Genomic DNA, 24,509 nt, shown 5'->3' on the forward strand with positions numbered 1-24,509 from the left:
AGAAGGCGTCGGCAACTTCTGCCTGTGCACTAGAGTCATAGCTAGCAAAGGTAGCGCTGTCTGCGCGCTGAGGTGTTATATGAGTCATCCCATCACCGCCCTGGTCATCATGGGCGTTGCCGGTTGCGGCAAGACGTGCGTCAGCGAGGCCCTGTGCCAATTGAGCGGCGCCACTGCCATTGAAGGCGATACTTTTCATCCGGCCGCCAACATCGAAAAGATGAGCGCGGGGATCCCCCTGAACGACGACGACCGTGCCGGCTGGCTCGACAGCCTGTGCGATGAACTGCGCCGTGTCGACGCCCTTGGCGAGCGTCCGGTGCTGACCTGTTCGGCCCTCAAACACAGTTATCGCGAAGTGCTGCGCAGTGCCTTGCCGGGCCTGGGCTTCGTGTTCCTGGAGCTGACCCCGGAAGTGGCCGCCGACCGCGTATCGCATCGCCCGGGCCACTTCATGCCGGCGACGCTGATCGAAAGCCAGTTCGCCACCCTCGAATCGCCGGTCGGCGAGCCGCTGACCCTGGCGCTGAATGCTTCGATCCACAGTGTTGAAGAGCTTGCCGCGCAAGCCCATGTCTGGTGGCAGGCCCATGGTCTGAAACAGGCGGTATGAGTGTGTTCATGCAGATAGCGCAGTCCTCACGATTTCTGTTCAACCCGCTTTAATAACAACAACAAGCCAGGAGACACCCCCAATGTTTGGCATGTCCCACGACACGTTTCTGCTGCTTGATGCAGTGGTCACGGTAATCGGGCTGATTGTCCTGATTACCAAGTTCAAGATTCACCCCTTCATCTCCCTGACCATTGCCGCTGCCTTTCTCGGGCTGACGTCCGGCATGCCGATCGGCACCATTATCAAGGCGTTCCAGGACGGCTTTGGTGGCGTGCTCGGTTTCGTCGGGATCATCCTTGCGCTGGGCACCATGCTCGGCAAAATGATGGCCGAATCCGGTGGTGCCGATCAGATCGCCCAGACCCTGATCCGCGCCTTCGGCAAGGAAAGGGTTCAGTGGGCGATGATGTTCGCCGCGTTCCTGGTGGGTATTCCGCTGTTCTTCGAAATCGGCTTCGTGTTGCTGATTCCGTTGGTGTTCATCGTCGCCCGGCGTACCGGTGTGTCGATCATCAAGATCGGTATCCCGCTGCTCGCTGGCCTGTCTGCGGTACACGGTCTGGTGCCCCCGCACCCGGGCCCGCTGCTGGCGATCGGGGTATTTGGCGCCGACATCGGCAAGACCATTCTCTACGGTCTGATCGTCGCGCTGCCGACTGCAATCATTGCCGGTCCGATCTTCGGTACGTTCATTGCCAAGCACATTCCCGGCACGCCGAATCAGGAGCTGGTCGATCAACTGGCCCGTGAGAACGACGAGTCGGCCAAGCTGCCAAGCTTCAGCATCACCCTGATCACCGTGCTGCTGCCGGTGTTCCTGATGCTGCTGAAAACCTTCGCTGACGTGGCGCTGCCGGACGGTCACTTCTTCCGCACCTGGATGGACATGATCGGGCACCCGATCTCCGCACTGCTGCTGGCGTTGCTGCTGTCGCTGTACACCTTTGGCCACAAGCAGGGCATCGGTTCGCAGCAGATCCTCAAGTGGCTGGACGCGAGCCTGGCGCCGACCGCCGCGATCATCCTGATCATCGGTGCCGGTGGCGGCTTCAAGCAGATGCTGGTGACCAGCGGCGTGGGCGACGTGATCGGCCACATGGCGGTCAGCGCGCAGATCTCGCCGATCCTGCTGGCGTGGCTGGTGGCGGCGGTGATTCGTATCGCTACCGGTTCGGCCACCGTGGCGACCATCACTGGCGCGGGCATCGTGGTGCCGGTGGTGGGGATGATCCCGGGCGTCAACCGTGAACTGCTGGTGCTGGCCACCGGCGCCGGCTCGCTGATCCTGTCCCACGTGAACGACGCCGGTTTCTGGCTGGTGAAGCAGTACTTCAACATGACCGTGGCCGAAACCTTCAAGACCTGGACCGCGATGGAAACCATCCTGTCGGTGGTTGCGTTGGGCTTTATCCTGCTGTTGTCGCTGTTCGTCTAAGCAGCTTCTTGCAGACACAAAAAAACCGCAGCGATGCGGTTTTTTTGTGGGTGACGGTATCAGGCTCAATACATTACCCCTGTGGGAGCGGGCTTGCCCGCGAAGGCGTCGTGTCAGTCGACATCAATGTTGTCTGAACCACCGCATTCGCGGGCAAGCCCGCTCCCACAGTGTGACGTGTTGTCAGACGGCTTTCGGTGCTAATCCATCCGCCCGGAACATCCCGCGAATCCCGCGCACTGCCTGACGAATCCGGTCCTGGTTTTCGATCAGCGCGAAGCGCACGTGATCATCACCATACTCACCAAAACCCACCCCCGGCGACACGCAGACCTTGGCCTCGGCCAGCAGCTTCTTGGCGAACTCCAGCGAACCCAGATGCGCATAAGCTTCGGGAATCTTCGCCCAGACGTACATCGAAGCCTTCGGGTTCTCGACCATCCAGCCCAGCTCATGCAGGCCTTTGACCAGCACGTTGCGACGCTGGCGATACTGCTCGGCGATGTCGCGCACGCATTGCTGATCGCCTTCCAGCGCAGCAATCGCCGCCACCTGCAGCGGGGTGAAGGTGCCGTAGTCGTGGTAGCTCTTGATCCGCGCCAGCGCGTTGACCAGTTCCGGGTTGCCGACCATGAAGCCGATGCGCCAGCCGGCCATGTTGTAGCTCTTGGACAGGGTGAAAAACTCCACCGCGATGTCCTTGGCGCCGGGCACCTGCATGATCGACGGGGCTTTCCAGCCGTCGTAGACGATGTCGGCGTAGGCCAGGTCGTGCACCACCAGTACGTCGTACTGTTTGGCGAGGGCGATCACCCGTTCGAAGAAATCCAGCTCCACGCATTGCGCGGTGGGGTTGGACGGGAAGCCGAGGATCATCATCTTCGGCTTCGGGATCGAGCCGCGAATAGCGCGCTCAAGCTCGGCGAAGAAGTCCACGCCAGGCACCAGCGGTACCGAACGCACCTGAGCGCCGGCAATCACTGCGCCGTAGATGTGAATCGGGTAGCTCGGGTTCGGCACCAGTACCGTGTCGCCCTGATCCAGGGTCGCCAGCATCAAGTGCGCCAGGCCTTCCTTGGAACCGATGGTGACAATGGCTTCGCTTTCCGGATCGATATCGACCGCGTAGCGTTCCTTGTACCAGTTGGAAATCGCCCGACGCAGACGCGGAATACCCTTGGACGTGGAATAACCGTGGGTGTCTTCGCGCTGTGCAACCTGCACCAGTTTTTCGACGATGTGCGGCGGTGTGGCCCCGTCGGGGTTGCCCATGCTCAAGTCGATGATGTCTTCACCACGACGCCGCGCGGCCATCTTCAGCTCGGCGGTGATGTTGAAAACGTAAGGGGGGAGTCGATCAATGCGCGCAAAGCGGCGCGGCGAACCTTGTTCAGCCATTGTTGCCTCGGATAACGTAAGCGCCCGGAACCGTCCGAGCGACGCTGGTCACTGCGGTGACCTGTGGCGGAAGATAAGGGCAGCGATGGCGGACTGTCCAGCGTGCACGACAATAATTTTTCCAAGGAAATGCTTAATGGAATTCACCAGCGGCTTCTTGCTGAGCCTCTCGCTGTGCCTGGATATCGGCGTGGCCAACATCGCAATGATCACGTTGGCGATGCAGCGCGGTTACTTTCAGGGCTTCGCGCTGGGCCTCGGCACCTGCGTCGGCGACCTGATCTACGCGGTGTTGGCGCTGGCCGGGATGACCGTGCTGTTGCAGTACGAAACCGTGCGCTGGGTGCTGTGGATCGGCGGGTCGGTGCTGCTGATCTACTTTGCGGCGAAGATGATCTATTCGGCGATTCACCACGAGGCGCAGTTGGCGGCGACGGCGGAGGTGGGGCAGAACTCGCATCGCAAGGAGTTCTTTCGCGGGATCTTCCTCGCCATGTCCTCGCCAAGCGCGATTCTGTGGTTCGCTGCGGTTGGCGGCACCTTGATCGCCCGCTCCGGTGGCGGCGGCCCGCTGAGCTCGGCGCTGTTCCTCGGCGGTTTCCTCTGCGCCGGGCTGCTGTGGTCGGCCGGTCTGTGCTTCGCCGCGAGCCACGGCGGCAAGCTGCTGGGTGACAAGCTGTTGCGCTATTCCTACATGGCATCGGCGGCGATCTTCTGCTATTTCGCGGTTTACGTGATCGTATCCGGTTATAACGAGTTCGTTGGCTCCGGGGCTGCCGACCAGTTGCACGCCCTGTAACATTGCGAATCGGGTTTGGCTTCTATACTCAGCAGCCGAACCCCTTCTTTTGTTCCAGGAGTCGAGTCATGGATGAGCAAAAACGCGTCGAAGTGGCTGAACCTCGCTTCGAACATGGACACTTCCTGCTGATCGCAGGATTTCGTGGTCGATTTACCCAAGACACCGCCAAGGACATCCCTGCGCTGTGGGAAAAGTTCTTGCCGCACCTGGGAAAGATACAGGGACAAAAAAACGAAGTGACCTACGGCGTCTGCAGCAATTTCGACGGCAAGGGTGGCTTTGATTACATCGCCGGGGTGGAAATCAGCAAGCTCGATGACCTCGACCAGAAGATCTACCAGTGGGTTGAAGTGCTGCCCCGGCAGTACGCGGTGTTTGAGCACAAGGGCCCGCTCGATCAGTTGCCGCAGACCTTGCAATACATCTACAAGACCTGGCTGCCGACCTCTCACTACGTGGAACTGAATGCCCCGGAGCTGGAACGCTACAGCGCCGATTTCAATCCGCGACTGCACACCGGCAAACTGGAAATCTGTGTGCCGGTCGATACCAAGGCGTGAGCCATAAAACATGAGGCGGATCACTGATCCGCCTCATGTTTTCAACCGCGTTTACCCTTGCCCACCCGTCGCGCCCGCAACAGGTCAATGCCCAGGGTGATAAAGCCGAAAGTACTGATGCCCAACACCATCAACAGGCCGATTTCAACGCTGCTCATAAGCGGTTCCCCTCAAGGGTGATCAGAGACACACCGCAGAAATAGCCCGCCGCCCGCACGAAGAAAAGCGCTTATACGCAGGCTTTACGCCCCCCGTGCGGATCGATATGAACACCTTATTCCTTTATGCTTTGCGCACTTTTCTCCGCTGATTTTCGAGCTGCCATGAACACCGTCATCCGCAACGTCACCGACGCCGACCTGGATCGCTGCTACGCGATCGAAACCGTTGCCTACGAAGGCGATGAAGCCGCCACCCGCGAAAAGATCGCCACGCGCATTGCCACTTGGCCAGAGGGTTTCATCGTCGCCGAAGTGGACGGCGTGGTCGCCGGTTTCATCAACTCGGGCGCGGCGTTCGACGTGCAGATGTCGGACGAGGCGTTCAAGGAACTGATCGGCCATGATCCGAAGGGCCCGAACGTGGTGATCATGTCGGTGGTGGTGCACCCGGACTATCAGGGGCAGGGCCTGGCCAAGCGGCTGATGGCCGACTTCATCGAACGCATGCGCGGGATGGATAAAGCGACGATTCACCTGATGTGCAAAGAGAAGCACATTCCGCTGTATGCCGGGTTTGGCTTTGCCTATATCAAGCCGTCAGAGTCAGACCATGGCGGGATGGCGTGGCACGAGATGATCCTGACCCTATAAGCCAACACCATTCAAAACTGTAGGAGCTGCCGAAGGCTGCGATCTTTTGATCTTGCTGTTAAGAAGATCAAGATCAAAAGATCGCAGCCTGCGGCAGCTCCTACAAGGGGATTACGTACTTTTTTCGGTCGTGGGCAGGCCGTAACATCGTCGTGCATCCCTTGATGATTTTAGAAAAACAGCCCCATGCGCCGCTCGTACCCGATCCGGCCCTTGTACGCTTCGCCGCTGTCGACGAAACCGTATCTGGCGTACAGCGCAATCGCCGCGTCGTTATCGGCGTCCACCGACAGTTCCAGCCCCTTGATCTCCGGCCATGCTTCGCGTGCCACGTCGGCCAGCGCTTGCAGGCAGGCCTTGCCGTAACCCTTGCCTTGCGCGCGGTGATCGACCTGCAAGGCGTGCAGGGTGGCGCTGTGTTCATTGGCCCAGGCCGGCAGCACGGGCGGGCGCTTGAGCAGCAGGAACGCCACCGGCACCTGATCGGCCAGCAGCGCGAAACCCTTTACGCCAGGACCGGGTTTGGACAGCAGCGTGTGCAACGCGCCGTGAATGTCGCCGGAGAATTTGATCTGCTCGGGATGAATTTCAATCGCCTCGACTTGCTGACGCTGCAAGGCGTTCAGGCTGTCGTACGGCACGAGTTGGGCTGACACGGGAATTTCCTTTTTCCTACAAAAGATGAGCCTCGGATTCTAGCGATTTTGTCTTCGGCGGAAATGTTTTGTTTCGTCTGTCGATCTGCTCGATGGCCGAACGACTAAGGGTGTCTTCACCACAAAAACCACGGAGAACACCATGAGCGCACAGACTGAAATCCAGGCACTGATCAACACTTACCGCGAAGCGGTGATGACCAAGAACGTCGAGAAGGTCATGGCGTTGTATGCCGATGACATTCTCTCCTTCGACGCGATCAAGGCCCTGCAATTCAAGGGCAAAGCGGCCTACCGCGCACACTGGGAAGCCTGCATGGAGATGTGTTCCGGCCCGCACGTTTTCGAGTTCCACGAGATCGCCATCGAGACTGCCGACAACCTCGCGTTTGCCCATTGGGTCGCCAATTGCGGCGGTACCAACGACAAGGGTGAAACCCAGAGCTGCTGGATGCGCGCCACCGCCTGTTATCGGCAAGTGGGCGGGACATGGAAGATTGTCCACGAGCACTGGTCGGCACCGTTCGATCCGATGAGCGGCACCACGCTGTTCGATGTGCAGCCCTGATCTTCAGCCATAGTTGATCCGTTCGATTCAGGAGAAAACCATGAAGTATCTATGCCTGGTCTACAGCGATGAGCGCCTGTTGCACACCTCGCCCGACAGCCCGGAAGACGCCGAATGCTGGGCCTACGCCGAGTCGATTCAGGGCAGCGGGCGGATGGTCGCGGCCGAAGCGCTGGAGTCGGTGCAGACCGCGACCACGGTGCGTATGCGCAACGGCAAGCTGTCGATCACCGATGGCCCGTTCGCTGAAACCAAGGAGCAACTGGCCGGGTTTTACCTGATCGACGCCAAGGATCTGAACGAAGCGATTCAGGTCGCCGGGCATATTCCGGCGGCCCGGGTCGGCAGCGTCGAAGTGCGCCCGGTCCGGCAGTTGAATGTCTGACGTCCGGGTGCGGGTCGAGCAGGTCTATCGCGAAGACTCGCGGCGGATTCTGGCGACGCTGATTCGTCTGCTCGGCGATTTCGACCTCGCCGAAGAAGCCTTGCACGAGGCGTTCTTCGTCGCGGTCGAGCGCTGGCAGCGCGACGGCGTGCCGGACAATCCGCGTACCTGGCTGGTGTCCACCGGGCGCTTCAAGGCCATCGATGTGTTGCGCCGCCGTGCCCGCTTCAAGGCCTCGCAGCCGCTGTTGCTGGCGCAGCTCGAAGAACTGGAACAGAGCGACTGGAGTGGTGAAGATGTGGAAGACGACCGCCTGCGGCTGATCTTCACCTGCTGTCACCCGGCGCTGGCGGCGGATGCGCAAGTGCCGCTGACCCTGCGTGAAGTCTGCGACCTGACCACCGAGGAAATCGCCCGCGCGTTTCTCTCGGCGCCGGCGGCGATTGCCCAGCGCATCGTGCGCGCCAAGGCCAAGATTCGCGACGCCAGAATCCCTTATCAAGTCCCCAGCCTGAGCGAGTTGCCCGAGCGCCTCGACAGCGTGCTACGGGTGATTTATCTGGTGTTCAACGAAGGCTATTCGGCGTCGATGGGGGCGGAGGTGACGCGTGAAGAGCTGACCCGCGAGGCGATCCGGCTCGGGCGGTTGCTGATGGAGCTGCTGCCGGAACCGGAGGTCATGGGCTTGCTCGCGCTGATGCTGTTGCACGAGTCACGTCGGCCGGCGCGCACTTCGCCCAGTGGTGAACTGGTGCTGCTGGATGACCAGGATCGTTCGCACTGGGATGCCGGGTTGATCGCCGAAGGCTGCGCGCTGGTGGAGCGGGCGCTGACCACTCGACGCTTCGGGCCGTATTGTCTGCAAGCGGCAATAGCGGCGGTGCACGCCGAAGCGCCGTCAGCGACGGAAACGGATTGGCAGCAGATCGTGGGTCTGTATGACGTGTTGTTGCGGGCGTCGCCGTCGCCGGTGATCGAGTTGAACCGTGCGGTGGCGGTGGCCAAGCGCGATGGGGCGTTGGCGGGGCTGACGCTGATCGAGGGGATCCTGGATCGCGGCGAGTTGCAGGATTACCACCTGGCGCATTCGGCGCGGGCGGAGTTTTGTCGGCAGTTGGGTCGGGTGGAGCAGGCGCGGGCGGCTTATTTGCGAGTCCTGGAACTGACCCGGCAGGAGCCGGAGCGGCGGTTTATCGAGGGGCGGCTTCGCGAACTGGATTGATCCGAGATGTTCATTCGCAGTGCCGGCCCTTTCGCGAGCAAGCCCGCTCCCACAGTTGGAACGCGGTCAACTGTGGGAGCGGGCTTGCTCGCGAAGGGGCCAGTGCAGCCGACCTCAAACCATCAGGCTTGCTGCCGGGTCGCAGCCAGCACGATCTCGCGAATGCACACGCCCTGCGGCTGCTCATACGCATAGGCAATCGCCGTCGCCACATCCTCGGCGCTCAATACCGTGCCGCCCATCTCCTGCTTCCACGCCTGATAGCCGGTTTTGATCGCCTCATCGGTGGTGTGGCTGAGCAATTCGGTCTCCACCGCACCCGGTGCAATGGTGGTCACGCGCACGTTGTGCGGCGCCAGTTCTTCGCGCAGGTTTTCCGACAAACCATGCACCGCGAACTTGGTGCCGACATACGCGACGTGATTCGGGAAAGTCTTGCGCCCGGCCACCGAGCTGACATTGATGATCGTGCCGTGCTTGCGTTCGACCATCCCGGCGACGACGGCATGCACGCCGTTGAGCAGACCCTTCACATTGACGTCGAGCATCTGCTCCCACTGCGCCGGATCCTGCTCGCTCATCGCGCCCAGCAGCATCACGCCGGCGTTGTTGATCAGCGCGTCGGCCGGGCCGAATTTTGCTTCTGCTTCGGCGACTGCCGCGAGCAGTGCGGCGCGATCAGTGATGTCGACCTGACGGCTGAGGCTGTTCGGCAACTCCAGCGCCTCCAGGCGTTCGATCCGGCGCGCCAGCAGCAACAACGGATGCCCGGCAGCGCTGAAACGGCGAGCGGCGGCTGAGCCAATGCCCGAACTGGCGCCGGTGATGATGATCAATGGCTTGCTCATACGTGAACTCCTGAAATAAGAAAATCAAATGACTGAATGCCGGGCGCAGTATATTTAGCGCGTTCTCGGCTGAAAAATGCCTTATTCCTCTGTCTGTCATCGGAATCACCTATGGATATCCGTCACCTCAAAGCCTTCCTCGCGGTGTTCGAAGAACGCAACATCACGGCAGCGGCACAACGCTTGTTCATCAGTCAGCCGACCCTGTCGGTGACCATCAGGCAGCTTGAAGAAGAACTCGGCGCGACGCTGTTCGTGCGTCAACCGCGTGGGGTCGAGGTCAGCGCCGAGGCGCGGTTGCTGTACCCGCAGGCGCGGCGCATGGTCGCTGAGGCCGAAGCCTTGAGCCGGATGTTTCGCGGCGGCGAGAACCGCGCGCCGCTGACCCTCGGCATCGAAGGCGACATCGCCGCCAGCCACATCGAAGCCTTCGTGCGCATGGCCCATCAGGCCTTGCCGAATCTGCTGCTGACGCTGGAGGAGGGCTGTCACGGTGACGGGCGGCTGGCGGTGGAGGAGATGTGCTGCGAGGACGAACTGTTCCTGCCGCTGTGGGAAGAACCCTATGTGATGGCGCTGCCGCTGGAGCATCCGATGGCGGTGGCGCAGGCCGGATGGGCGCCGATTGAAGACTGGATCACCTGCCCGCAGCATCCGTCGCATCAGCGCTTGATGGCGTTGTACGGGCGTTCGCCGGAGGCGGTGGCGGGGCATGCGGGCTCGTTGCAGCAGGCGCTGCACATGGTCGCGGCGGGTGTCGGCGTGGCGATGTTGCCGCAGTCGCTCGTCAGCGGGCATGCGCGGGTGGTGGTACGTGCGCTGCACTTGCCGGCGCCGACTCGCCGGGTCGGCTTGTGCTATGCGGCGCAGGCGCTGGAATTGCCGGCGATGCGTGGGTTGCAGGCGTATTTTCAGGAGAACCGGCCGGTGGAAATTGCAGCGGCCTGACCGATCGCTTTCGCGAGCAGGCTCGCTCCCACATTGGATCTGTGGTGTTCACAAAATCCTTGTGGAAGCGAGCCTGCTCGCGAAGGGGCGCACCACCTATTCCAGCATCTTGCTAAGCAACCAACTTCCCGCCGGCCCCGGCGGATAAGTCCGCGACCACAATGCATCGACATACACCGGCCGCGGCCAGCCACGCACCGTCAACTCCACCAGCGTGTCGTTGCCGAAGCGCGCCACCAGCCAGCGCGGCAACGCCGCCCAGCCGAAACCCATTTCCGCCATCTCCATCAGCATCAGGTAACTCGGCGCCGACCATACCCGGCCCTTCGCCCGGCTGTCATAGGGATTGACGATGGTCGCCAGGCGCAACTCGCGATGCTGCTCCAGCACTTGCTGGTCGACACATTCGATGCCGGTCAACACATGATCACGTTTGACGAACAGCGCCAGGTCCGTGCGCTCGGCGACGGTCGAGGTCACCAGATCCGGCGGATAGGTGTCCTGCATTTCGGCAAACGCCAGGTGCGCGCGGCCACGCTGGACCAACTCGATCAAGTCGTCGCACTCGGCGATCAGGCATTCCAGTTCCAGATCCGGATAGCGCTGTTCGAAGCCGACCAGCGCCGCCTCGAAACGCGCCGATTGATAGGTGTCGGAAATCGCCACGGTCAGCTTCGGCTCGACGCCTTCGGCCAGTTGGCGGGCGGTCATTTGCAGACGACTGGTGGCCGCCAGAATCGCCTCGGCCCGTTGCAGCATCACATGACCGGCCGGGGTCAGCGTCGGTTTGCGGCTGCTGCGGTCGAACAGCACCAGATCCAGATCGATCTCCAGGCTCGCCACCGCAGCACTGATGGTCGACTGACTGCGCCCCAGTTTGCGCGCCGCCGCCGAAAACGAACCTTGAGTGGCGGCTTGGACAAACGCCAGCAACACTTCTTGCGAAGCCATGAACTATCGCCTTGATCGATGGTTATTGGTTATGAAGTATCGGTGTGAGGGCCGATCATGGCAACTCTCTTCACTCAAGGAGTCAGGCCATGACGGCTAACAAATCCATTGTTGAACGTATCTTTCAGGCCATCGGTTTCGAGTTTCTGGCGATCCTGATCTGCACGCCGTTGCTGGCGTGGATCATGGACAAGCCGCTGTTGGACATGGGCGCCGTAACCGTGCTGATCGCTCTGCTGGCGCTGGCGTGGAACGTGCTGTTCAACGGTTTTTTCGACCGCATGCTCAAGCGCCTGAACGTCGCGCACAACGCCTGGACGCGGGTGGTCCACGCGCTGTTGTTTGAAGGCGGGTTGATCGTGATGGGCGTTCCGCTGATTGCCTGGTGGCTGTCGGTCAGCCTGTGGCAGGCGTTCTTGCTGGACATCGGCGTGCTGCTGTTTTTCCTGCCGTACACCTATGTGTATCACTGGGGGTATGACGTGGTGCGCGAGCGCCTCGTGACCCGCCGGGTATGCGCGGGATAAGCACAACCTGTGGCGAATGCAAAACCTGTGGCGAGGGGATTTATCCCCGATGGGGCGCGTAGCGGCCCCTCTTTTTATCCAGAAAAGAAGGGCCTGCTGCGCAGTCCATCGGGGATAAATCCCCTCGCCACATAGGCTCTCACCAAGAAAGTTTTTAGTGAATCGGGGATTTAGAGGAACATCCCGCCCGATGCCTCGACCCGCTGACCGTTGATCCACTGCGCGCCCGGCGCCAGCAACATCGACAACGCACCACCAATATCATCCGGTTGCCCGGCGCGCCCCAGTGCGGTATTGCTCGCGACCATCGCGTTCAACGCCGCGTTGTCGCGCACCGCGCCGCCACCAAAATCGGTCTCGATCGCGCCCGGCGCCAGAATGTTCACGCCGATCTGCCGCGCGCCCAGCTCCTTGGCCTGATAGCGGGTCAGCACTTCCATCGCGCCTTTCATCGCCGCGTAGGCGGCATAACCCGGCAGGCTGAAGCGGGTCAGGCCGCTGGAGATGTTGATGATCCGGCCGCCGTCATTGATCAGCGGCAGCAGTTGCTGAGTCAGGAAGAACGGCCCTTTGAGCTGGATGTTCATCAGCAGGTCGAATTGTTCCGGGGTGGTCTCGGCGAACAGCGCGTGGACACCGATCCCGGCGTTGTTGATCAGGAAGTCGAAGCGCGGACGCTCCATTTGCTGCAGCGCTTGCGCAACCCGCGAGGCGAAATCGGCAAAGGTTTCGCTGCGGCCGACGTCCAGTTGCAGCATCACGGCTTTGGCGCCGCGTTGTTCCAGTTCTGTAACCAGTGCCTGGGCTTCATCGGCGCGGCTGTTGTAGGTGCCGATGATGTCCACGCCCTGCGCGGCGAGGTGCAGTGCGGCGTTCTTGCCCAGGCCCCGGCTGGCGCCGGTGATCAATGCGATTTTGCGGCTCATGTGAAATCCTCGATTGCGGTGAGTGGTGATGAGCAAAGTTTATTTATCCGCCATTGGGTGATAAACAGACTGAAACCGGAATCACTGATCGACTCTGCCGAACAATCAACGGGTGTCCTGATGAACAAACTGGAACTGCTGCGCACCTTCGTCCGGGTCAGCGAACTGTCGAGTTTCACCCTCGCCGGGGAGAGTCTCGGGCTGCCACGCTCGACCGTGTCCGAGCACGTTCAGGCCCTGGAAACCCTGCTCGGCACGCGCTTGCTGCAACGCACCACGCGCAAGGTGCAGGCGACTCAGGACGGCCTGGTGCTGTACGAACGCAGCAAGGATCTGCTGTCGCACATGGACGAGATCGAGGGGTTGTTTCGTCAGGATCCGGCGTCGCTCACCGGGCGGATTCGCGTCGACATGCCAAACATTCTCTCGCGCCGCTTGATCATGCCGCTGCTGCCTGAGTTCATGGCGCGCCACCCGAATCTGGAATTGGAAATCAGCAGTACCGACCGTCGCGTCGATCTGCTCAGCGAGGGCTTCGATTGCGTGGTGCGCATTGGCGCGCAGCCGGATCAGTCGGTGGTGGCGCGGCATCTGGGCGACTTTCCGATGATCAACTGCGCCAGCCCCGCTTACCTCGAACGCTATGGCGTACCGCAGACGCTGGAGGATCTGGCGCAGCATCGGCTGGTGCATTACGTCGGCGTGCTCGGGTCGCGTTCCGAAGGGTTTGTGTATGAACAGGACGGACAGGTGCGGCGCCTGCCGATGGCTGGCAGTGTCACGGTCAACAGCACCGATGCCTATGAGTCGGCGTGCCTCGGCGGGCTCGGCCTGATCCAGGTGCCGCGCACCGGCATGCAGCCGCATCTGGACAATGGTGAACTGCTGACTGTGCTGCCGCAATTCACGGCGCCGGCGATGGGCATTTCTATCCTGTATGCGCGGCAACGGCACTTGCCGCTGCGGGTGCGGGTGTTCATGGATTGGTTGGGGGAGGTGATTCGTTCGACGCTCTGACTGATACCGCAGATCAACTGTAGGAGTGAGCCTGCTCGCGATGGCGTGCTGTCAGTCGATGCAGATGTGACTGAAGCACCGCTATCGCGAGCAGGCTCACTCCTACAGGGGGGCCGGGTTGTTCAGAAAATCTGGGTGAACAGCCAGTACAGGCTGCCCGACAGCAGAATCGCCGCCGGCAAGGTCAGCACCCACGCCATCAGCAGGTTGCGGATGGTCTTCATCTGCAGCCCGCCGCCATTGGCAACCATGGTCCCGGCCACACCCGATGACAACACGTGGGTGGTCGACACCGGCAAACCGAACATGTCCGCCGCGCCGATGGTCAGCATCGCCACGGTTTCCGCCGAGGCGCCCTGGGCGTAAGTCAGGTGGGTCTTGCCGATCTTCTCGCCGACCGTCACCACAATCCGTTTCCAGCCGACCATGGTGCCGAGGCCCAGGGCGATGGCCACGGCGATCTTCACCCACAGCGGAATGAAGCGCGTGGCGTTGTCGATCTGCTGCTTGAACAACTGCAGTTTGTCAGTGGTGTCGGCGTCGAAGTTGCCGACCTTGTTCTTGTCCATCAGGCGAATGCTTTCGCTGGCCAGGTACATGTCGTTACGCACGTTGCCCATGGCTTCGGCCGGGACTTTCGACAGCGAGCCATAGCCTTTGACCTCTTCGCCAATGTGCCCGGTGAGGGCGGCGAGGGCGGGGATCAGTTGCGGGGTGGCTTGCTTGCTGCGCACGTAATCGGACAGCACCGGACGCGGATCGACCGGGGCTGGCAGCGGGGTATTTTTCACCAGCGCTTGCTGGGTGACTTCGGCGACGGCAGCGAACTGCAACGCCTGATCGGCCGGCATGGTGCGGTTCAAGGCGTAGGCCATCGGCAAGGTGCCGACCAGAATCAGCATGATCAGGCCCATGCCTTTCTGCCCGTCGTTGGAGCCGTGGGCGAAGGACACGCCGGTGCAGGTGGCGATCAGCAGACCGCGAATCCACCACGGTGGCGGGTTGTTGCCTTCCGGCGCCTTATACAGCGCACGATTCTTGATGAAGGCGCGCATGGCCAGCAGCAACAGCGCCGCGCAGCCGAAGCCCACCAGTGGCGACAACAACAGCGCATAACCAATCTTGGTCGCCTGCGCCCAGTCCACGCCACTGGTGCCATCGCGCCCGTGCATCAAGGCATTGGCGACGCCGACGCCGATGATCGAACCGATCAGCGTGTGGGAAGAGGAGGCCGGCAGGCCCAGCCACCAGGTGCCGAGGTTCCACAGGATCGCCGCGATCAACAGGGCGAAGATCATCGCGAAACCGGCGGACGAACCGACCTGCAGAATCAGTTCCACCGGCAGCAGGGCGATGATGCCGAACGCCACGGCGCCGCTGGACAGCAGCACCCCGAGGAAATTGAAGAACCCCGACCAGACCACCGCCACATTCGGCGGCAGCGAGTGGGTGTAAATCACTGTCGCGACCGCGTTGGCGGTGTCGTGGAAACCGTTGACGAACTCAAAGCCCAGCGCAATCAGCAGCGCCACGCCGAGCAGCAGAAACGGGGTCCAGGTGGTGACGGTGGTGCCCAGCTCATGCATGTCGTGCATCAGGCTGTAAGCGGTGAACAGCATTCCCATCGCGAGCACCGCGAAAAAGATCACGTAGGTGAACGGGCCGGTTTTCTTGTCGAGGGCTGGCCTGCCGCTGGGGGCAGAGGCCTGGCGGGCGGTCAGGGAGGGAGTAGCCATGAGCGGACAATCCTGAGCGAGGGAAGGAATGTCGGTCATGATCGTTGCTAAATATTACAGAGAGGCTGCGGCAGGTCAGTGTTTGCTTTATTAGCCCTACCACTGATCTAAAGAAGAATGAAGGTCCAGTGTGGGAGGGGGCTTTGGATGAAATATTCGAGCTGGTCGCTATCCTGGGTGGGAGTGGGCTTGCTCACGAAGAGGCCGGCAGATCCGACATCAATTTGGCTGACCTGACGCCTTCGGGAGCAAGCCCCCTCCCACAGAGATCTGTGGTGAACACATGAATCAGGGGGTCAGTAATCCCCACGCTTGCGAAACGCCCAACGCCCGGCAATCGCGGTAAACGTCACCACCAGCGCCACCAGAATCCAGAACCCCTCCGGATCACCTGCCAGCGGCACGCCCCCCACGTTCATGCCGAAGAAACCGGCGATGATGTTGATCGGCAGCGCCAGCACCGTGACCACGGTCAGGGTGAACAGGGTGCGGTTGCTCTGTTCGTTGAGGTTGGCGGCGATTTCTTCCTGGAGCAGTTTGATCCGCTCGCCGAGGGCGGTGAGGTCGTTGATGATCAGCGCGAACTCCTCGGTGGACTTGCGCAGTTCCTTGACGTCCTCCTTCTGCAGCCACGGCGGCGGCCGGTTGAGCAGGCGCAGCAGCGAACCCGGCTCCAGCGCCAACAGGCGTTGCAGGCGTACCAGCACCCGACGATTGGCGCCGAGTTCGGCGCGGTTGGTCGACAGGCGTGAAGAGAGCAATTCGTCCTCGACCTGATCGACGCTCATGCTGGTCTTGCGCACGATCTGCGTCAGCACTTCACCCTGATCGCGCAGCAAGTGCACCAGCAGTTCCGACGGCGAGCGAAAGCATTCGCCGGCCTTCACCGACGAGCGCAATTTGTCCACCGAGTGCAGCGGTTGCAGGCGTGCGCTGACGATCAGTTTGCTGCGCACGCAAACCCACAGCGTCGACACGTCCGAGGAAACCATGCTGCTGAGGTTGAACACCACGTCGTTGACCACTGCCAATAACGCCGAGTCGACGTGCTCAATGCGTGTCGAACGCGAACCTTCGTGCAGCGCTTCGAAAAACTCTTCGGGCAATTGCAGATGACTTTTCATCCAGCGCTCGCACGCGGCGTGCGCCAGGTTCAGGTGCAGCCAGAGGAATTCATCACTGTCGCTGTCGTCTTGCAGACAACGCAGAGCGGTCGCCGAATCGACTTCGCGGCCACGTTCACCGGGACGAAAACGGAAGCCGTAAAGCAAACCGAACAAATCAGGATCGCGATGACTGATATCGAGGCTGTGATTCATGGAGGCTCGCTGCGAGGAGGGGGTGTCGGTCGCGGAATGGCAGGTTCACTGAGCCGCATCATCGCAATCACACATGACACTTGTGTGACTGAAAAATGACAGTGCTCGTGATCATTACCGGCAATCCTGTGGGAGGGGGCTTGCTCCCGAATGCGGATGATCATTGAGTGATGATGTGGATGACACACCGCTTTCGCGAGCAAGCCCGCTCCCACCCTGTGCCATGGTCGATCACAGTCTCTTAATTCACCTACCAATGGTCGGATTTTCTTCAAGAAGCGCTCTGGTACGCCGATCACGCTTAGGTTACGTTGCGCGCGCTTGGCCATGAGCCAAGGCTCGCCGACACGGATGTCCGGCAAAATTCCACGCCTTACCGGGCGTGCCTCATCCCTGTCCTGAGTATCTCGCGATGCTGCAAAAATCCCTGAGAGCACAAATTCTCGCCCTGCTGAGCGGCAGCCTGCTGGCGATGCTGTTGATCGCACTGGCCTGCTTTCACTTCCTGTCCAACGGCGTGCAGAACTACAGCCAGTTGATCGCCGGCCCGTTGCACACCTCGCAACTGATCGACGAGGCCAACCTGCAATTCAAGGTGCAGGTGCAGGAATGGAAAAACGTCTTGCTGCGTGGCAAGCAACCGGCGGACCTGGCCAAGTACTGGGGCCAGTTCGAAGATCGTCAGCGCGATGTGCAGAACATTCTCGGTGAACTGGCCGGCCAGAAAGGCCTTGAGCCGGCGCTGAAAACCCGCATCGAACGTCTGCGTGAAGAGCACCGCCAACTCGGCAGTGCCTACCAGAAAGGCCGCGATGCCTACGTCGCTGCCGGTGGCGATCCAACGGCCGGCGACAGCGCCGTCAAAGGCGTGGACCGCGCCACCAGCGATCAGATGAGCGAACTGGTGGCCGAGTTGCGCAAACAGGGTGATGTGTTGTCGGCCAGCATCAGCGAAAGCGCCGACCGTACGGTGTTGCTGGGGATTCTGGTGATGCTCGGTTCCGGTCTGCTGATCGGTTTGCTGAGCCTGTGGCTGGTCAACCGCAACCTGATCGACCCGATCCGCAAGCTGATCGATTACGTCACCCAATTGAGCCGTGGGCACCTCGCCGAGCGCGTCGCCAACGACCGTCAGGACGAGTTGGGCAACCTTGCCGCTGCGGCGAATACCCTGCGTGATTTTCTCGCCGAAACCTTCACCCAACTGCAACGCAGCGCCAGTGATCTGGACAGCGCCAGCGGCGAGCTGAACGCCATCGCTACAACCATGGCCGGCGGTACCAACGAGCAGTTCAACCGCACCGATCAGGTGGCCACGGCAATGAACGAAATGTCCGCGACCGCCCAGGAAGTCGCCCGGCATGCCGCCGATGCGGCGCGGGCTGCCGACGATGCCGACCAGTCTGCCCAGCAGGGTGAAAAGGTCATGCAGAGCACCATCCAAAGCATCACCCGGATGCGTGGCGAAATCGCCAACACCGCAGAGGTGATCCGTCGTCTGGAAGCCGACAGCGGGCGCATCGGCAAGGTGCTGGAAGTGATCCGCGGCATCGCCGAGCAAACCAACCTGCTGGCGCTCAACGCCGCGATTGAAGCGGCACGGGCCGGCGAGGCCGGGCGTGGTTTTGCGGTGGTCGCCGACGAGGTGCGCAACCTGGCGCAGCGTACGGCGGAGTCGATCATCGAGATCAACCAGATCATTCAGAACGTGCAGACCGGTGCCGTGGACGCGGCGCAAGCGATCGAAAGCGGTCAGACGCGCAGCGACGAAAGTGTCGAGCAAGTGACCCAGGCCGGCGCCATGCTGGAGCGCATCACCCACGCCGTGGAAGCGATCCGCGACATGAACCGCCAGATCGCCACTGCTGCCGAAGAGCAAACCTCGGTGGCCGAAGACATCTCGCGCAACCTGACCGAGATCACCTCGATCGCCAGCACCAACCTCAACAGCGTGCAGCGCACCGAAAGCGCCAGCCAGAACCTGCATGGCCTGTCCGGGCAACTCAATGAAGTCACCGCGCGCCTGAGCGCCTGACGTCAGCCGACGTGTACCGGTTCGGTTACCGAGTCGGTACACAGTCGATCTCAAATCCGTGCGACTGCCGCCGATGGCCGGTTATCTATAACCGGCATTGGAGCCATCCCATGGTCAGCATCACCTCTGTTTCAATCAATCAGACCGTCACCACCGCCACCAGCAAAACCAAGATCAGCGACGCCAGTGACGACACCTCAACCAGTGCAACCAGCAGCGCGGGCGTCAGCGCCGATACCAGCAAAGTGGCGGCCGGCGGTGGCGCGGCTCCGGCGGGCGACAGCAGTTCCGACAGCAGCGGTGAGTCGGATTCGGTGAAAGAACTGCGCAAGCAGATCGCCGAGCTGCAAAAGCAATTGCAGGAACAGCAGCAGGCGCTGCAAGCGGCTCAGGCCAAGCAGGAAGACGCTGATGCCAAGGCTGCCGACGTGGCCTCCGCCGAGTCGCAAATCTCCAGCACCTCGGCTTCGTTGCAGACCGCGACGGCGGCGTTGTTGCAGGCGTTGCAGGATTCCGGGTCGAGCAGCTCGGGTTCGCTGGTCAGCACTTCGGCCTGATTCCCAAAGGCACTGAAAATCCAATGTGGGAGCGGGCTTGCTCGCGAATGCGGTGTATCAGTCACTGAAAATATTGACTGACACGACGCCTTCGCGAGCAAGCCCGCTCCCACAGGGATCTGTGGTGTGTTTCAGATTGTCGGCAGGCTGAAGGTGAACAGCGTGCCGCTTTGGGCGGTGGACGCGACATGCAAGCGCCCGCCGTGGGACTGGGCGATCTGGCTGGCGATGTACAGACCCAGCCCGAGGCCGGCCTGGGGCGCGCTGCCGGCAGGGCGCGAGTAGGGGTGGAACAGGTGCGGCAGGACCGCATCGGGAATATGCCCCTGATTTTTCACCGCCAGCATCAACGCACCTTGCTCGACCTGAGCGATGACTTCGATATCCCCGGTCGGGTCGCCATGGGCCACGGCATTGGCCAGCAGATTCGACAGCAGCTGGGCAATCCGTCCACGGTCGCAGTGCACACCCTGCAAGTCGCCAATGGACGCACTGATCGTACGTCCGGGATGCACGTTGCGGATCTCCGTCACCACCTGCTGCACCGCTTCGGTCAGGTCCGTGCAGGGCTGGATATCCACCGGAATGCCTTTGCCCAAGCGCCCGCGAGCAAAGTCGAGTACGTCATCCACCAGCCGCGTCGCCCGTTGCGCGCTGCCAAGGATATTACGCACCCGCACCTCGATGGCCGGTTCCGGATGTTTGCGCAGGAGCATTTCGGCGCCGGCGCTGATGGCGAACAACGGGTTGCGCAAGTCATGGCCGAGCACGGCGATGAACTGTTCTCGCAGCTCGGCGGTTTCGCGCTCCTGCAACAGCGCTGTTTCGGTGCGTTGCGCGTTTTCTTCTGCTTCGATCTGCAACGCGAGCATCCGCGCGAAAGACTCCATGGTGCTCTGGATAGTGCTGAACCTGAGCTGCGCCGGGATCGGGTCGAGGGCGCAGATGGTGCCGAAGAACCGTCCGTCAGTGCGGAACACCGGCACCGAAATATAGCTCTCGAATTTGTACAGGCGCGGGGTGTGGTGATCACGGTAGAGTGGGTCTTCGCTGGCCTTGTCGATCACCACCGAGACATGTGACTGGCGGATCTCGTGGCACAGGGTGGTGACCACATCCAGTTCGCCGCCGACTTGCAGGCCGAATTCCAGTTGATCGAGCACCGCACACGTGGTCCACGAGTCCTCGGTGACCCGCGCCACGGCGGCAAAACGCATCCCGGTCAGTTCGCGGATCACCTGAAGGATGGCCGGCACCGCGCTAATGCGTCCGATGGTGGCGATGTCTGCTGCTTTGCTCTGCCCCATGCCCATCGTTCCCGGCTGCGTTCGTCGATTAATGGGGGCCATACTAGCGGTCTGATGGCAGCTTTGGCATCCCTTCAGGCGGTATCCGCGTGATTTGCCGACCGGCAGACGCAAAAAAGCCGCACGACCTGTTGATCGTGCGGCTTTGCTTTGGCGGTGTATCAGGTGTCTTGCTTGTTGCTCAGCACCTTGCCGGTGGTGGCATCGAAGTCGACGTCGAACTCTTTGCCATCGGCGGTTTTCAGCTCGACTTCGTACTCGTAACCGTTGAAGTGGTTATCCAGGTCGGTGTCGGTGATGGTCGCACCCGGGTGCAGTTTCAGCGCTTCGGCGTTCATCGACTCCAGCGACTTGATCTTGCCGTCCTTCACCAGTTGCGGGATCTGGTCGACGCGCACATCAGCCTGGGCCAGGCCAGCGGTCAGGGTCAGAGCAGCGGCGGCGAACAGGGCAGTCAAAGTTTTCATCGTTTCGTTCCTTGGGTATCGAATGGGGTTGATCTGTTTCAGTGGGGCCAGACTAACCAGCGCAACTTAATTCACCCTTAATTGGCCTTGTTCGATTGCGTCGTTTGTTCAATTGCCGTTCGCCGCGCGCTCGCATGCTGTGCCTTCGATCAACGGAGGTGCACATGAAGCGCAGGGTTGCCGGGTTGTACGCGCCAGTGTTCTGGGGCGGATTCATCGGGTTCGGAGTTTGGGTGTCGGAGGTGTCGACGTTGTGCTTGTTGCCGCTGTTTGTCAGCGCGCTGCTCGTTTCGTTTGTTGCCGAATGGTCGCTGCCCTATGAGCCGGGCTGGAACCATCCGGCCGGTGACCGGCGCCGCGACATCCTGCACGCATTAGTCAACGAAGCACTGAATGCACTGGGCCTGCTGGCATTGCCGGGCCTGGTAACGCTTTTTGCGATTGACGGCGCATGGCCGCGGGAGTGGCCGTTATGGCTGCAGCTGGCGCTGGCGATATTCATTGCCGACGCCGGGATCAGCCTGATGCATTACGCCAGCCACCGCGTGGCGTGGTTATGGCGGCTGCACGCGGTGCATCACAGTGTCGAGCGACTGTATGGTTTCAACGGTTTGATGAAACATCCGCTGCATCAACTGCTGGAAGCGACGTCGGGGCTGCTACCGTTGCTGGTGCTGGGCATTCCCTCGCAGATCGCGGCGTTACTGGCGTTTGCCATTGCCATTCAACTGCTCTTGCAGCACTCGAATGTCGATATCCGCATGGGGCCACTGCGCTGGATTTTCGCCTGGGCGCCGCTGCACCGCTTTCATCACATGAAGTACGGGCGGGCCGGGGACGTCAATTTCGGGCTGTTTTTTACGCTGTGGGACTGGCTGTTGGGCACCGGTTTCTACACCCCGGACTATCAGATCCGCCAAGGTGATCTGGGAATTGGCAGCCGCCCGGATTTTCCCCGTGACTACGCCGCGCAATTGCTTGATCCGTTCGCGACGGTCACGTTGAGTCGCGAGCCAGTGGTGCCGCCAGCGCTGCGCCGTTGAATCAGTCCAGCAGTTGCAAATCGATACGCCGCAACGCTTGAAACGCGGTGACGCCGAAGAGTTTTTTCACGCTGCGCGAGAAGTGCGCCGAATCGGCAAACCCCGCCGAATGTGCCGCAGCGGTCACCGGGCTGCCCAGCAGAATCGCCGCCATCGCCAGGCGCAAGCGGCGCCACAGCACCAGTCGGCGCACCGGCAGACCGACCTGACTGACGAACAGCCGCTGCAACTGACTCAGCGACACATGTGCGGCGTCAGCCACGGCGCGCGCCGCGACTTTGTCGATCAGCGAAGCATCGATGGCAGCCAGTGCGCGTTCGATGCGTGGATCGCTCAGCGAGCGGCGCGGACATTGGCGTATCGCGCGATCAAGTGCGGGCAGCGACAGTTCGGCGGCAGACAGTCGATCGACAAGCGTCTGCGCATCAAACAGCAGCGGTTCGGCGTAAACGGTAAACAGCGGATCCGGCGCGTCGACAATCGCGTGGCGCACATTGGAAGCAATCAGCAGCGGGGAGGCGGTGACAGGCGTGCCGTCCAGCAGCACGGTGGCCGGACGCTCGGGAGCGAGGATGATCTGGTGGGCGTAGTGGGAATGGGGCGCGGTGCGCCCCGACACTCCGTGGATCAGGCTATAGTCGTGCCCCAGCCAGAGGCGGCCTGTCCACTCGGTGTGCGTGTTCACTCAGAACCCGTTGTTCTTCAACACCTGATCAACACTGGCCGCCGCCGGGCGCTTGTAGAACTTCAACAGTTCGCTGGCGCGGTTGGTGAAGATGCCGTCGACACCCGCCGCCATGACTTTCTCGAAGTCCACCGGCTCATCGACGGTGTAGACGTGCACCAGCATGCCCTGATCGTGGGTGTATTGGTTCATCCACGGTTGCACCAGATCCGAATAGCTCTGGTCGCCGCCCTTGGTCAGCTTGGCCGAAGGGCCGGTGCCGATGGCGCCCTGCGACTTGGCGAAATCCACCCATTGCTTGAATTCGGCTTCGGACTTCGGCTCTTGCTTGCCGTAGAACACGTTCTTGTCCTTCTCGCCGGACTCGGCAAAGGTCACTTTCGACTTCGGCTCGATGCTGCCTTCGCCAACCCACAGCAGGAGGATTTTCGGCACTTGCGGCATTTCCTTTTGCAGCAGTTCGAGGCTGTTTTTCTCGAAGGTCTGCAGGATCACCTTGCCTTTGCCCTGGCCGACGCCGAGTTCGCTCTTGGCCAGTTTTGAACCGGCCGGGCTCAGCCAGCCGCGATCCTGCAGCTTCTCTTTGAGGTCATGCTCGATGCCGGGAAACAGCTGCGGCTCCTTGGTTTCGATGTACAGGCCCGGCTTGTGCTGCGGGTTGGCCTGGGCGATGTCGATGATTTCGTCGAGGGTCAGGATCTTCAGGCCGGCGTAGGTCGGACGCGCGCGATCCGGGTAGGCCTTGTTGTACCAGCTGCCGGCGTCGAGGGTTTTCAGTTCGGCCATGGTGAAGGCGGTAGCCGGGCTGTCTTTGCGCTCCGGGAACTTGGTCGCGACGTCGGTGGTGCGTTGCAGGTTGTTGTCGTGCAGCGCAAACAACACGCCGTCCTTGCTGCGTTGCAGGTCCATTTCCAGGTAATCGGCGCCGAGGTCGCGGGCCAGTTTGTAGGACGCCGCAGTGGACTCCGGTGCATCGAAGGATGCGCCACGGTGGGCGATCACGGCTGGATGCGGGATGCCATGGGCGGCGGCCAGCGCGTCGATGTTGGTCTGGGCGGCGGCGTGGGCCTGGCCGAGACCGAGCATCAGGCTCAGCATGAGAGCGCTTTTGGTGAAAGTGGCGGGCATGTTCGAGTTCCTTTCGCAGGGCATTTTCAAAGACGTACCTTTTAACAACTGAATCGATTGCGTGCTATCGCCAGACCGACATAAACGTATTAAAAGCGATTTTTCCTGCACTTTTGTGGCGCGGTTTGCAGTACGCTTGCCCGTGGCAGACGCCCCGGCAGAGGGCGGGCCGAGTCTGTTGCCCTGCGTGTAAACCATCGATGATTTTTCGTGAGGTTTACCATGCGCATCACTTCCCAACTCATCTGTCAGGCCGCCGACGACCTCAAGGGGTTTGTCGGCCTAAACCGCAAGACCGGCCAGTACATTGTGCGTTTCAGCGAAGATTCGTTCGGCATGGACGTGGCTGATGACGGCATCATTCCTACCAGCGAATTTGTCTGGGCGCGGGTTTCGGATACGACCATGACCCTGAAGCGTGAGCTGATCCAGTTGTTGCTGGATCAGAACATTGATGACCGGATCAACATCACCGAGCCGTTGCGGGTGTATATGAGCAAGGTTGAGGTGCCGGAGATTGTGGCGGTGCGCAGTCTGGTGAAAGGCTGAAGTTTTGTAGTG

General features: G+C 61.2%; 26 protein-coding genes. 15 read left to right on the plus strand and 11 right to left on the minus strand.

Annotation, left to right across the window (positions count from 1 at the left end; all coding sequences use genetic code 11):
• Nucleotides 1-79 precede the first annotated feature (79 nt).
• Nucleotides 80-613 carry a gluconokinase gene (locus M0814_RS08165; protein ID WP_003227379.1) on the plus strand — a complete coding sequence of 178 codons (534 nt, stop codon included), beginning with the start codon at nucleotides 80-82 and terminating at the stop codon, nucleotides 611-613.
• A gap of 82 nt (nucleotides 614-695) precedes the next feature.
• Nucleotides 696-2,051: a GntP family permease gene (locus tag M0814_RS08170; protein WP_003227376.1), complete on the plus strand. Its 1,356-nt coding sequence runs from the start codon at nucleotides 696-698 to the stop codon at nucleotides 2,049-2,051.
• 183 nt (nucleotides 2,052-2,234) lie between these two features.
• On the opposite strand, the gene alaC is transcribed toward M0814_RS08170, so the two are convergent.
• Nucleotides 2,235-3,449 carry an alanine transaminase gene (gene alaC, locus M0814_RS08175; protein ID WP_003227374.1) on the minus strand — a complete coding sequence of 405 codons (1,215 nt, stop codon included), beginning with the start codon at nucleotides 3,447-3,449 and terminating at the stop codon, nucleotides 2,235-2,237.
• Between the two features lie 136 nt (nucleotides 3,450-3,585).
• Here alaC and M0814_RS08180 point away from each other — a divergent pair, with 136 nt between their 5' ends.
• The 3 genes from M0814_RS08180 to M0814_RS08190 all read left to right on the plus strand — a co-directional run bounded on the left by M0814_RS08180 (nucleotide 3,586) and on the right by M0814_RS08190 (nucleotide 5,623).
• Entirely contained in the window at nucleotides 3,586-4,248 is a 663-nt protein-coding gene (locus tag M0814_RS08180) for a LysE family transporter (RefSeq protein WP_003227372.1), read from the plus strand.
• A 68-nt stretch (nucleotides 4,249-4,316) separates the two neighbouring features.
• Nucleotides 4,317-4,811, plus strand: a complete 495-nt coding sequence (locus M0814_RS08185; protein ID WP_003227370.1) for a GyrI-like domain-containing protein — start codon at nucleotides 4,317-4,319, stop codon at nucleotides 4,809-4,811.
• A 323-nt stretch (nucleotides 4,812-5,134) separates the two neighbouring features.
• Complete coding sequence (locus M0814_RS08190; RefSeq protein WP_103486041.1) at nucleotides 5,135-5,623, plus strand: GNAT family N-acetyltransferase; 489 nt, start codon at nucleotides 5,135-5,137, stop codon at nucleotides 5,621-5,623.
• 170 nt (nucleotides 5,624-5,793) lie between these two features.
• On the opposite strand, the gene M0814_RS08195 is transcribed toward M0814_RS08190, so the two are convergent.
• The gene (locus M0814_RS08195) at nucleotides 5,794-6,279 is read right to left on the minus strand and encodes a GNAT family N-acetyltransferase (RefSeq protein ID WP_103486042.1); all 486 of its coding nucleotides are present in this window, start codon (nucleotides 6,277-6,279) and stop codon (nucleotides 5,794-5,796) included.
• A gap of 142 nt (nucleotides 6,280-6,421) precedes the next feature.
• Here M0814_RS08195 and M0814_RS08200 point away from each other — a divergent pair, with 142 nt between their 5' ends.
• The 3 genes from M0814_RS08200 to M0814_RS08210 are packed head-to-tail and all read left to right on the plus strand — an operon-like array spanning nucleotide 6,422 to nucleotide 8,454.
• Complete coding sequence (locus M0814_RS08200) at nucleotides 6,422-6,847, plus strand: nuclear transport factor 2 family protein (RefSeq protein ID WP_103486043.1); 426 nt, start codon at nucleotides 6,422-6,424, stop codon at nucleotides 6,845-6,847.
• A 40-nt stretch (nucleotides 6,848-6,887) separates the two neighbouring features.
• Complete coding sequence (locus tag M0814_RS08205; protein ID WP_003227360.1) at nucleotides 6,888-7,232, plus strand: YciI family protein; 345 nt, start codon at nucleotides 6,888-6,890, stop codon at nucleotides 7,230-7,232.
• Nucleotides 7,225-8,454, plus strand: a complete 1,230-nt coding sequence (locus tag M0814_RS08210; protein WP_103486044.1) for an RNA polymerase sigma factor — start codon at nucleotides 7,225-7,227, stop codon at nucleotides 8,452-8,454. Before M0814_RS08205 ends, M0814_RS08210 begins: the two co-directional genes overlap by 8 nt.
• 122 nt (nucleotides 8,455-8,576) lie before the next feature.
• Here M0814_RS08210 and M0814_RS08215 read toward each other — a convergent pair whose 3' ends face one another.
• Complete coding sequence (locus M0814_RS08215) at nucleotides 8,577-9,302, minus strand: SDR family oxidoreductase (protein ID WP_103486045.1); 726 nt, start codon at nucleotides 9,300-9,302, stop codon at nucleotides 8,577-8,579.
• Between the two features lie 111 nt (nucleotides 9,303-9,413).
• On the opposite strand from M0814_RS08215, the gene M0814_RS08220 reads away from it, so the two are divergent.
• Nucleotides 9,414-10,250 carry a LysR family transcriptional regulator gene (locus tag M0814_RS08220; protein ID WP_045122600.1) on the plus strand — a complete coding sequence of 279 codons (837 nt, stop codon included), beginning with the start codon at nucleotides 9,414-9,416 and terminating at the stop codon, nucleotides 10,248-10,250.
• A gap of 96 nt (nucleotides 10,251-10,346) precedes the next feature.
• Here M0814_RS08220 and M0814_RS08225 read toward each other — a convergent pair whose 3' ends face one another.
• A complete protein-coding gene (locus M0814_RS08225; protein ID WP_103486046.1) occupies nucleotides 10,347-11,201 on the minus strand; it encodes a LysR family transcriptional regulator in 855 nt (284 codons plus the stop codon).
• A gap of 89 nt (nucleotides 11,202-11,290) precedes the next feature.
• Between M0814_RS08225 and M0814_RS08230 the strand changes: the two genes are divergently transcribed.
• Entirely contained in the window at nucleotides 11,291-11,728 is a 438-nt protein-coding gene (locus M0814_RS08230) for a multidrug/biocide efflux PACE transporter (protein WP_103486047.1), read from the plus strand.
• Nucleotides 11,729-11,898: 170 nt separating this feature from the next.
• On the opposite strand, the gene M0814_RS08235 is transcribed toward M0814_RS08230, so the two are convergent.
• Complete coding sequence (locus M0814_RS08235) at nucleotides 11,899-12,654, minus strand: SDR family oxidoreductase (RefSeq protein WP_103486048.1); 756 nt, start codon at nucleotides 12,652-12,654, stop codon at nucleotides 11,899-11,901.
• Between the two features lie 120 nt (nucleotides 12,655-12,774).
• On the opposite strand from M0814_RS08235, the gene M0814_RS08240 reads away from it, so the two are divergent.
• Nucleotides 12,775-13,671 carry a LysR family transcriptional regulator gene (locus tag M0814_RS08240; protein WP_103486049.1) on the plus strand — a complete coding sequence of 299 codons (897 nt, stop codon included), beginning with the start codon at nucleotides 12,775-12,777 and terminating at the stop codon, nucleotides 13,669-13,671.
• 122 nt (nucleotides 13,672-13,793) lie between these two features.
• Here M0814_RS08240 and M0814_RS08245 read toward each other — a convergent pair whose 3' ends face one another.
• Together M0814_RS08245 and M0814_RS08250 are read right to left on the minus strand one after the other, a co-directional pair.
• Nucleotides 13,794-15,407 (minus strand): inorganic phosphate transporter, encoded by a 1,614-nt coding sequence (locus M0814_RS08245; RefSeq protein WP_003227350.1) that lies wholly within the window; start codon nucleotides 15,405-15,407, stop codon nucleotides 13,794-13,796.
• Nucleotides 15,408-15,703: 296 nt separating this feature from the next.
• Nucleotides 15,704-16,726: a transporter gene (locus M0814_RS08250; RefSeq protein ID WP_103486050.1), complete on the minus strand. Its 1,023-nt coding sequence runs from the start codon at nucleotides 16,724-16,726 to the stop codon at nucleotides 15,704-15,706.
• 412 nt (nucleotides 16,727-17,138) lie between these two features.
• Here M0814_RS08250 and M0814_RS08255 point away from each other — a divergent pair, with 412 nt between their 5' ends.
• Complete coding sequence (locus tag M0814_RS08255; protein WP_103486051.1) at nucleotides 17,139-18,761, plus strand: methyl-accepting chemotaxis protein; 1,623 nt, start codon at nucleotides 17,139-17,141, stop codon at nucleotides 18,759-18,761.
• 110 nt (nucleotides 18,762-18,871) lie between these two features.
• Entirely contained in the window at nucleotides 18,872-19,318 is a 447-nt protein-coding gene (locus M0814_RS08260; RefSeq protein WP_003227342.1) for a hypothetical protein, read from the plus strand.
• Between the two features lie 131 nt (nucleotides 19,319-19,449).
• Here M0814_RS08260 and M0814_RS08265 read toward each other — a convergent pair whose 3' ends face one another.
• A complete protein-coding gene (locus tag M0814_RS08265; RefSeq protein WP_103486052.1) occupies nucleotides 19,450-20,625 on the minus strand; it encodes a GAF domain-containing sensor histidine kinase in 1,176 nt (391 codons plus the stop codon).
• Nucleotides 20,626-20,786: 161 nt separating this feature from the next.
• A complete protein-coding gene (locus M0814_RS08270; protein ID WP_103486053.1) occupies nucleotides 20,787-21,092 on the minus strand; it encodes a PepSY domain-containing protein in 306 nt (101 codons plus the stop codon).
• 164 nt (nucleotides 21,093-21,256) lie between these two features.
• Here M0814_RS08270 and M0814_RS08275 point away from each other — a divergent pair, with 164 nt between their 5' ends.
• Nucleotides 21,257-22,135 (plus strand): sterol desaturase family protein, encoded by an 879-nt coding sequence (locus tag M0814_RS08275; RefSeq protein WP_103486054.1) that lies wholly within the window; start codon nucleotides 21,257-21,259, stop codon nucleotides 22,133-22,135.
• 1 nt (nucleotide 22,136) lies between these two features.
• On the opposite strand, the gene M0814_RS08280 is transcribed toward M0814_RS08275, so the two are convergent.
• Together M0814_RS08280 and M0814_RS08285 are read right to left on the minus strand one after the other, a co-directional pair.
• Complete coding sequence (locus tag M0814_RS08280) at nucleotides 22,137-22,820, minus strand: helix-turn-helix domain-containing protein (protein ID WP_103486055.1); 684 nt, start codon at nucleotides 22,818-22,820, stop codon at nucleotides 22,137-22,139.
• Nucleotides 22,821-23,948, minus strand: a complete 1,128-nt coding sequence (locus M0814_RS08285; RefSeq protein WP_103486056.1) for a glycerophosphodiester phosphodiesterase — start codon at nucleotides 23,946-23,948, stop codon at nucleotides 22,821-22,823. It abuts the gene before it with no gap.
• 222 nt (nucleotides 23,949-24,170) lie between these two features.
• Between M0814_RS08285 and M0814_RS08290 the strand changes: the two genes are divergently transcribed.
• Entirely contained in the window at nucleotides 24,171-24,497 is a 327-nt protein-coding gene (locus M0814_RS08290; protein ID WP_003227331.1) for a DUF2025 family protein, read from the plus strand.
• The last annotated feature ends 12 nt before the right edge of the window (nucleotides 24,498-24,509 follow it).

This window comes from Pseudomonas sp. MWU12-2020, assembly GCF_023100605.1.
GTDB classification, from domain to species: domain Bacteria; phylum Pseudomonadota; class Gammaproteobacteria; order Pseudomonadales; family Pseudomonadaceae; genus Aquipseudomonas; species Aquipseudomonas fluorescens_H.